Origin of the sequence: Bradyrhizobium sp. SHOUNA76 (assembly GCF_023006445.1) — a bacterium.
Classification (GTDB): Bacteria; Pseudomonadota; Alphaproteobacteria; order Rhizobiales; family Xanthobacteraceae; genus Bradyrhizobium.
This window is the reverse complement of the sequence record NZ_JALBHA010000650.1, coordinates 1-2,953: the sequence shown is the minus strand read 5'-3', so window position 1 is coordinate 2,953 and position 2,953 is coordinate 1. Positions and strand designations below refer to the sequence as shown.

General features: G+C 63.2%; 3 protein-coding genes. All 3 read left to right on the top strand.

Translation table 11 applies throughout. The annotated features are described in order from the left end of the window. Positions 1-571 (top strand): tripartite tricarboxylate transporter permease (locus MOV74_RS35055; RefSeq protein WP_246931660.1); only part of this gene is annotated, 571 nt, incomplete at its 5' end. A gap of 403 nt (positions 572-974) precedes the next feature. Further along, positions 975-2,264 carry an oxalate/formate MFS antiporter gene (oxlT, locus tag MOV74_RS35050; protein WP_246931657.1) on the top strand — a complete coding sequence of 430 codons (1,290 nt, stop codon included), beginning with the start codon at positions 975-977 and terminating at the stop codon, positions 2,262-2,264. Between the two features lie 249 nt (positions 2,265-2,513). Next, a partial coding sequence (locus tag MOV74_RS35045) for an MFS transporter (protein ID WP_246931653.1) occupies positions 2,514-2,953 on the top strand: 440 nt, incomplete at its 3' end.

Genomic DNA, 2,953 nt, shown 5'->3' with positions numbered 1-2,953 from the left:
CGCGGGCACCTCGGCGCTGCTGCCGATGCTGTCGCTGGGCGTGCCCGGCTCCCCGACCGCCGCCGTCCTCCTCGGGGGATTGCTGATCTGGGGTCTGCAGCCCGGCCCCATGCTGTTCGTCGAGCAGAAGGAATTCGTCTGGGGCCTGATCGCCTCGATGTATCTCGGCAATCTCGCCGGCCTCATCGTCGTGCTCACCTGCGTGCCGATCTTCGCCGCGATCCTGCGCGTGCCCTTCGGCATCATCGCGCCGCTGATCCTGGTGCTCTGCGCCATCGGCGCCTATTCGGTGCACAACAGCACCTTCGACGTGATGCTGATGCTGGTGTTCGGCGTGCTCGGCTATCTGCTCAAGAAGTGCAACTACCCGCTCGCACCGCTGGTGCTCGCCATCGTGCTCGGCGACAAGGCGGAGGAAGCCTTCCGCCAGTCGCTGCTGGGGTCGCAGGGCTCGCTCAACGTGTTCTTCTCCAACGGCCTCGTCAGCACGATCATGGTGCTCGGCCTGGTCGCCCTGTTCTGGTCCGCGATCCAGGAAGGCTACAGCCGGCTGCGCACCTCGATGGCGTGAGGCGCGATCCGCGCCGTCGCCACTGCCAAACCGTCGCAGGCCGGACTTCTGGAATAAAGAATTCCAGCGAAGGTGCGCTGGTCGAACGCCCCCTGTCGGCGTACGCGGGCAGCGCATGAGCGGGAAAATCGCCCCGCGCACCGGCGTTCCCAGCCCGCTCACGGCGTTGCCATCCTGCTAAAAAATGTCTATCAAATCAATCGCTTGAATAGAAAAAATGGCCGCCGCCGTCAGCACGTCGGCAGCGATGGGGCTTTACAAGCACGACGCCATGACGCATGTGAACAGACCCGCGTTATTTCGCCGCACCTCCCCGTCCGTCGCTTGAATCTTGGCATAATGCATACCAGGATGCCCGCCAGCGCATGCATAAAAATGATCGGCGCGTTCGGGAGGGTTTTTAATGACGGACATGGTGCAGTCGGCAGCGGCCCCTAGTGTCGCGCGCGTAAGCGACGCCTATCGCTGGGCACAATTGGCGGTCGGTGTAGCGGCGATGGTGATGATCGCCAACTACCAATACGGCTGGACGTTCTTCGTCCCCGACATCCAGAAGAAATTCGGCTGGGATCGCGCGTCGATCCAATGGGCCTTTACGCTGTTCGTGCTGTTCGAGACCTGGCTGGTGCCGATCGAAGGATGGTTCGTCGACAAATACGGTCCGCGCATCGTCGTGCTCGTCGGCGGCGTGCTCTGCGCGATCGGCTGGGCGATCAACGCGCAGGCCACCACGCTCAACGGCTACTATCTCGGCATGATCATCGCGGGCATCGGCGCCGGCGGCGTCTACGGCACCTGCGTCGGCAACGCGCTGAAGTGGTTTCCGGACAAGCGCGGTCTTGCCGCGGGCATCACGGCCGCGGGCTTCGGTGCAGGCTCCGCGCTGACGGTCGCGCCGATCCAGGCCATGATCAAGGACAGTGGATTCCAGACCACCTTCCTCTATTTCGGCCTCGGCCAAGGCATCATCATCTGCATTCTCGCCTTCTTCCTGCTCGCGCCGAAAGCGGGCCAGGTGCCGAACGTGGTCGCGAATGCCAATCTGCTGCAGACCCGCCGCAACTACCAGCCGACCGAGGTGCTGCGTCAGCCGATCTTCTGGCTGATGTACTTCATGTTCGTGATCGTCGGCGCCGGCGGCTTGATGGTGACGGCAAACCTGAAGCCGATCGCGGCCGACTGGAAGGTCGACAACGTGCCGGTCACGCTGATGGCCGTGACGATGACGGCAGTGACCTTCGCGGCCACGATCGACCGCGTGCTCAACGGCCTGACGCGTCCGTTCTTCGGCTGGATCTCCGACATGATCGGCCGCGAGAACACGATGTTCATCGCCTTCGGCATGGAAGGGTTCGGCATCTGGATGCTCTACCTCTGGGGTCACGATCCGATCTGGTTCGTGCTGCTCTCGGGCTTCGTGTTCTTCGCCTGGGGTGAGATCTACTCGCTGTTCCCCTCGACCTGCACCGACACGTTCGGCGCCAAGTTCGCGACCACCAATGCCGGCCTGCTCTACACCGCGAAGGGCACCGCCGCGCTGCTGGTCCCGATCGGCAACTACATGCAGCAATCGTCGGGCACCTGGGACAGCGTGTTCATCATCGCAGCCGGTGCCAACATCCTGGCTTCGCTGCTGGCGATCGCGGTGCTGAAACCCTGGCGCAAGGTCGTGGTCGCGAAATCGACCGTCTGACGCGCTCCACCACAGCTCTTCATCGAGCAGACGCCCGGCCTCGCGGCCGGGCGTTTTCGTTTGCGCGAGGCCTTTCACCGGACGGCGGAACCGCAGATTTGTTGGCTGGAACGCCAAGTTGGGGCTTGCTTTCTGGAATATGGTATACCAAGTTCGGCGCCGCGCTTGCGACGATAAGCCACAACATTGCGACATCAGGTCATCTTGGCAAACGATGTCGACCAGAAAAAGCGCGTTGGGAGGTTCTTGATGATTTCCAGCACGGACGGCGCCGTCACGGCCGCGCCTCTTCGCACCGGTTTCCGTTGGCTCCAGCTCGGCATGGGCATCGTCTGCATGGCGATGATCGCCAATCTGCAGTACGGCTGGACGCTGTTCGTCGATCCGATCGATGCGGCCCATCATTGGGGACGCGCCGCGATCCAGCTCGCTTTCACCATCTTCGTCGTCACCGAGACCTGGCTGGTGCCGATCGAGGCCTGGTTCGTCGACAAATACGGCCCGCGCATCGTCGTCATGTTCGGCGGCGTGATGATCGCGCTGTCCTGGATCCTCAACTCCTACGCCGACTCGCTCACTTTGCTCTACACGGCGGCGATCATCGGCGGCATGGGCGCGGGCGCCGTGTACGGCACCTGCGTCGGCAACGCGCTGAAATGGTTTCCCGACCGCCGCGGCCTAGCCGCTGG